The sequence below is a fragment of the Dactylosporangium sp. NPDC049140 genome, from assembly GCF_040648435.1.
On sequence record NZ_JBEZDS010000130.1, the window covers coordinates 1 to 4881 of the forward strand.

Genomic DNA, 4881 nt, shown 5'->3' on the forward strand with positions numbered 1-4881 from the left:
CTCGCGCCGGGTTCGTACGTCTTCGCCGTGCAGTACGGCCATGCCGTGGGCGGCCGGGATCCGAGCCGGGACACCTACCACGCAACTGCCACCGCCGACGGCACCCGGGTCGAGGTGGGTGGCGGCTTCTGATGTCTCGGCGCCGCCGAGCAACCGCTTGGGCCCATGCACCGTGCCGTCGGGTCCGTTGCCACGCCCCACCGAGCACAGGCGATGAAAGCTGAGGGAACGCACGGCGGGTGTCCTAGTAGGAGCGGGGGCGATCGCGTCCAGCGCCACGGCGGCCGCCCAGAGCGGATCACGGCGCGCGGCGGCCCGCTCGGCGAGGACGGCGACCGCAGCGTCCCCGGCCGCCGGCCCCAGCCCGCCGAGCCCGACGTACGCCCAGCAGCGCAGGTCCCGCCCACCGCAGCGCGTCCAGGAGCAGCGGCGCCGCCGCCGGGCCCGCGCCGTCGACGAGCTCGCGCAGCTTCCCGTCCGGCGAATGCGGCGAGGGCGTGAACTCGCTGTCCCAGTGCCGTTCGCTCCAGAGCTCGAGGCGGAACTCGTCGAACAGCCGCCGGGCCTCCTCCAGTCCGCTGCCGCTCACCCGGGCCAGAGTAGGTGACAACCATCCGGCGGGCGCGTCCGTGATGGATGGTATGAGGATGCGAGGCGGTCGGACGTGAACGCCGAACCCGCGAACGCCCCGGGTGCCACCGGACCACCCGGCGCGATGCCGCACGTCGAGGTCCGGTTCCCGGGGAGCCGGGACGAACAGTTTGCGGCGTTCGTGGCCGACGTGGGGCCGTACCTGCTCCGGGTCGCGCTGCTGCTGTCCGGCGACCGGAACCACGCCGAGGACCTGGTGCAGACGACGTTCGAACGCACCTACCGGTCCTGGGAGCGCGCCCGCGGCACCGACCCCCGTGCGTACGCCCGGCGGGTGCTGGTGAACCTGCGGATCGACCGCTGGCGCGGCGCCCGCCGGGAGGTGCTCGCCGCCCCGGACACGCTGCCGCAGCACGCGTCGCCGAGCCACGCCGACGCCGTGGACACCCGCAATGAGGTCGTCCGCGCGCTGGCCGAGCTTCCTCTGGTGCAACGGAAGGTGGTGGTACTGCGGCATCTGCTCGACCTGACCGAGGCCGAGACCGCCGGTGAGCTCGCCGTCTCGATCGGCACCGTCAAGTCCCACAACGCGCGGGCGCTGGCCCGGTTGCGCACCCTGCTCATGGAAGGGCGGCAGTGATGGACCCCACCCTCTCGCCCGGCGAGGCGGTCGTGGCGTACCTCCGCGCCCGCGCCCCGGGCCTGCCGGCCGCGCCGTTCGACCCGCGCGCCGTCACCGCGCGCGCACGCCGTGCGCTGCGCCGCCGGAACCGGCTACGCAACTCCGCCGTGTCGGTGGCCGGCGCGGGCCTGGCCTACCTCATGCTCGCGCTCGCCGGCCCGCTGCCCGTGCCCGGCGTCGGCCCGGTGAGCCTGCCCGGCAGCAACACCCTCCGAGCCGTGATCGCCGACTTCGTCCCCGGCGCACCGCCCGGACCCCGCCGGTGGCCGTCGGACGTGGACCGCCTGGAGAAGGAGGTCCTGCCCGTGATCGAGGAGCTCAGGGTCTTCTACTACGTGCCGGAATCGGACACGTGCCGCATCCTGGAGTACTCCCGCGGCCAGTTCGGCGACCCGGGCTGCTCGGACCTCATGGCGCTCGACCCCGAGGCACGGGCGGACTTCGACCGGGTGACCGCCGCCGTCAAGCGGTCCGGTGTGGCGGTCGAACGGATCTTCCGTAACGGCGGGATCTGCGTCCAGGTCCCGGACTCCTCCTGGCAGTACAACTATCAGTACGTCTACAAGCCCGGCCCCGACATGCCACCCGAGACGCGTTGGCCCGGCGAGCAGTGGACCCACATCCGCGGCGACTGGTGGTTCCACCGCGCCCACGACGACTGATGCCGTCAGGCCCGCCAGAGGCGGGGTGCTGGTCGGTACGCAACATCCGTGAGCTCATACCGGCGGATCACCGGTCGGATCATGCCCGACCCATGATCCTTGATGACACTGCCTAGGTGTCATGGGTTTGCGGTCGTGGTGCTGTGGCGGAAGAGCGCCCGGTATTCGTGGGGTGAGGCGCCGATGTGCCGGTGGAAGGCGGCCCGCACGGAGGAAGGTGCGCCGAGTCCGGTGAGGCGACCGATGTGTTCGACGGGCATGGTGGTCGTCTCCAGCAGTTCGCGGGCGCGGTCGATACGGGCGTCGGCCAGCCAGGCCATCGGTGAAGTGCCGGTCTCCTGGCGGAACCGGCGGATAAGGGTCCGCCGCGACATGTGGGCGTGGGTTGCGAGAACGTCGATGGTGAGTTCGTCGGCGAGGTTGTCGAGCATCCAGTTCTGCAGCGGGGTGAGGTGGTCTCCGGGAGCATGCGGCCCGTTCCGACACGGCGGCGCCGCCCTACTCGATCGGTGCCGAACTGCTGCGCCAACGACGGGCCGAGGCCGCGTAGACCGTGCCAGGAGTCACGACGTCGTGCGACGACGATCGCGGCAACGGGCAAACCGAGTTCGCGCATCGAGGCGGTCCGCGAGGTCGGTGTCGCCGCCGGCGAGCAGTACCGCCGTTGAGCAACACGGGGAGCGCCAGGGGCGGCACCGGGTACTCCTGCTCGGCCCGTAGCCGCAACACCCGGCGGCTGGCCGCCAGGATCGCCAACCCGGGGCAGCCGGCCAGCAACTGCTCCAGGTCGGGTGCCACCTCGGCGACCTGCTCCAGGCCATCGAGGACGAGCAGCCATGGGCGGTCGCCGAACTGTTCGACGAGGGCCGCCAGCCGCGCGGACTCGCCGCCCATTCCATCCCGTACGGCGTTGCTGAGGCGGGTCAGCGCCACCTCCGGGCGCGTCACGCCGGCGAAATCGGCAAACGCCAGGCCCGGATCGAAGCGGTCGCGCAGACGCTCACCCACCGTCACGGCCAGCCGTGTCTTGCCGATCCCCCCGGCCCGGTCAGCGTCACCAACCGCGCGCCCGCATCGACCAGGCCGACCACCGCCGCGATGGCGGGCTTCCCGGCCCACCAGCGACGTGGTGTCGACCGGCAGCCTGGCCGGCCCGGCCGCAGCCGGTGGCAGCGCCGGCTGACCGGCCGCGAACCGCTCACTGAGCAGCGCCGCGAGATCATCACGTACCAGCCGTCCGAGTTCGGCCGCGGTGTTGAACGTCCGGAACGAGCCGACGGCCTCGTTCATGAGGTGCTCCAGCAGCTCCGCCAGGCGCGGCTCACGATCGGGCGCAGGTTCCTTCACGTACAGCAGCCGGGGCATCCCCCGGGGTGAGCCGCAGCGCCGAGATCGCTCGTCGGACCGCCCGTCGCTCGTCCACCAGGTCGGTCAGGGTCGAGCTGACGAACACCCGCAGCCGCCGATCAGGCGTATGGATCCGCACGGCGATCACCCGTCCGGGGCCGGTCGGTCAGAGCCCGCCGGAGACGGTGATATCGCTGCCGGTGACGTACGACGCCGCCGGGGAGATCAGCCACGACACGGCGTCGGCGATCTCGTCGGGCCGGCCGGCGCGACCGAGCGGGCCGTTGGCGGCGGCTTCCTTCGCTCCTGGAGTTCCAGCCGCCATCTCCGTATCGATGACACCTGGCGACACGCTGTTGACCCGGATCCCTTCGGGGGCGACCTCGTGCGACAGGCCACGGCTGAAGGACACCATGGCGCCCTTGGTGGCCTCGTACGGCACGAATCCCTGGATGCCGGGAGGCGCCTGGGCGGCGATCGAGGCGATGTTCACGATCGAGCCGCCTGTGCCGCCGCGCGCGGTGGACATCGCCTGCACGGCGTGCTTGGCGCAGACCATAGGGCCCACGACGTTGGTCTGCATCAGGCGGGTCAGGTGCTGCGCGTCCTGCTCGTCGATACGGGCCTGGTCGCCGGCCGATCCGGCGTTGTTCACGAGCGCGGCCAGCGGCCCGATCTCCTGTCGTGCCCGGTCGAACAGGCCCGCGACGTCGGGCGGTGCCGTGACGTCCGCGCGCACGGCGATGGCCCGGCCACCCCGGCCGCGGATGTCCGAGACGACGGACTCGGCGCCGTCGGCGTCCGCGGCGTAGTTGACGACCACGCCGTACCCGTCGTCGGCCAGCTTCTGCGCGATCGCGGCGCCGATGCCCCGGCTCGCACCGGTCACGATCACCGCGCCCTTGGTCTGCGTCATGTGCTCGCCCTCCCGTCGTTGGATCTTGTTCCAGCCTTCCGCGGCGTCATGCCGTCACCCTCACCCGCTGTGGGCGTGGCAGGACGGGCCGGTTTCGCCCGACGCCGCGGGCTGTTCCGCCAGCCGTTGACCAAGAGCGATGCCGGCTACCGCACCATGTTCCTGCCCCAATTCGCCGTCAATATGCTGGCCCGACGGCAACTCAGCGCCGCACCGGACCCGGCCAGCCCGTCTTCCACGCCCGGACCGGGGCCTGGCTGTGGCCCAACAACGTCCGGCGCCAGTGGCGCGACGCTCGAGACCAGACCGGACTCGATTGGGTGACGCTCCAGACCTTCCGAAAAACCGTCACCACACTGCTAGACCGGGAAGCCAGCACCAAGGCCGCCTCCCAACAACTCGGCCACAGCCACGAAACCGTCACCGAAGAGCACTGCATCGTTAAAGCCAAACAAGCACCCGACGTCAGCCGCGCCTTGCAAACCCTCACAGGCTAACGGGGTCTGTCAAACTTCACGGCACCTCTGTGTCAAGCGGTCGGCGACAGCAAGGTTTCAACTGGTCGGCAGGTAGGTCTGTCAACTAAACGGCTCTGGCGCAAAGACGGTGGTGTCCGGGGCGATCGAGGTTCGCTGATCAGGATGCGGCAGGGTGTCAGCGGTGCGCTTCGATCTGATCAAGGT

8 protein-coding genes are annotated in these 4881 nt (G+C 71.2%); 3 read left to right on the forward strand and 5 right to left on the reverse strand.

Going from position 1 to position 4881, the window contains the following annotated elements; translation table 11 throughout:
• Positions 1 to 298: 298 nt before the first annotated feature.
• Positions 299 to 589: a hypothetical protein gene (locus AB0B76_RS58660; protein ID WP_360395069.1), complete on the reverse strand. Its 291-nt coding sequence runs from the start codon at positions 587 to 589 to the stop codon at positions 299 to 301.
• Positions 590 to 664: 75 nt separating this feature from the next.
• On the opposite strand from AB0B76_RS58660, the gene AB0B76_RS58665 reads away from it, so the two are divergent.
• On the forward strand, positions 665 to 1231 hold the full coding sequence (locus tag AB0B76_RS58665; protein WP_360395072.1) for a SigE family RNA polymerase sigma factor: 567 nt from the start codon (positions 665 to 667) through the stop codon (positions 1229 to 1231).
• Positions 1231 to 1935, forward strand: a complete 705-nt coding sequence (locus AB0B76_RS58670; protein ID WP_360395075.1) for a hypothetical protein — start codon at positions 1231 to 1233, stop codon at positions 1933 to 1935. The genes AB0B76_RS58665 and AB0B76_RS58670 overlap by 1 nt, the downstream gene beginning before the upstream one ends.
• A gap of 119 nt (positions 1936 to 2054) precedes the next feature.
• Here AB0B76_RS58670 and AB0B76_RS58675 read toward each other — a convergent pair whose 3' ends face one another.
• The 4 genes from AB0B76_RS58675 to AB0B76_RS58690 all read right to left on the reverse strand — a co-directional run bounded on the left by AB0B76_RS58675 (position 2055) and on the right by AB0B76_RS58690 (position 4198).
• Positions 2055 to 2366, reverse strand: a complete 312-nt coding sequence (locus AB0B76_RS58675; RefSeq protein WP_360395077.1) for a helix-turn-helix domain-containing protein — start codon at positions 2364 to 2366, stop codon at positions 2055 to 2057.
• Positions 2367 to 2433: 67 nt separating this feature from the next.
• Positions 2434 to 3300: a hypothetical protein gene (locus AB0B76_RS58680; RefSeq protein WP_360395088.1), complete on the reverse strand. Its 867-nt coding sequence runs from the start codon at positions 3298 to 3300 to the stop codon at positions 2434 to 2436.
• The gene (locus AB0B76_RS58685; RefSeq protein ID WP_360395080.1) at positions 3257 to 3430 is read right to left on the reverse strand and encodes a DUF4062 domain-containing protein; all 174 of its coding nucleotides are present in this window, start codon (positions 3428 to 3430) and stop codon (positions 3257 to 3259) included. Before AB0B76_RS58685 ends, AB0B76_RS58680 begins: the two co-directional genes overlap by 44 nt.
• Before the next feature lie 18 nt (positions 3431 to 3448).
• Entirely contained in the window at positions 3449 to 4198 is a 750-nt protein-coding gene (locus AB0B76_RS58690) for an SDR family oxidoreductase (protein WP_360395083.1), read from the reverse strand.
• Positions 4199 to 4518: 320 nt separating this feature from the next.
• On the opposite strand from AB0B76_RS58690, the gene AB0B76_RS58695 reads away from it, so the two are divergent.
• Positions 4519 to 4695, forward strand: coding sequence for a hypothetical protein (locus tag AB0B76_RS58695; RefSeq protein WP_360395085.1), 177 nt, complete (start codon positions 4519 to 4521; stop codon positions 4693 to 4695).
• Positions 4696 to 4881 lie beyond the last annotated feature (186 nt).